Below are 212 nucleotides of genomic sequence, written 5' to 3' on the forward strand. Positions count from 1 at the left end.
TGGCGCTGGGCCGCCACCGCCGAGGGCCAGCCGCCCCTGGTGCGGCCGACCCGCCCCGGCAGTCTTCCCCCCTTCATCGAATCCCTGCTGCCGGAAGGCTGGCTGGCCGAGATTCTGGACGCGCGTGACGAGCGTGAGCTCCTGCGAACGGGCCGGCGCTACATGTCGAACATCGCCATCGTCTCCGACCCGGCCGAGCTGGCTGAAGTAAC

Annotated in this window: 1 protein-coding gene; it reads left to right on the forward strand. The window is 70.8% G+C overall.

Going from position 1 to position 212, the window contains the following annotated elements; all coding sequences use genetic code 11:
• A partial coding sequence (locus RRF55_RS29205) for a hypothetical protein (RefSeq protein WP_439419482.1) occupies positions 1–212 on the forward strand: 212 nt, incomplete at both ends.

The sequence above is a fragment of the Klebsiella sp. K47 genome (assembly GCF_051858335.1).
Lineage (GTDB): Bacteria > Pseudomonadota > Gammaproteobacteria > Enterobacterales > Enterobacteriaceae > Klebsiella > Klebsiella pneumoniae.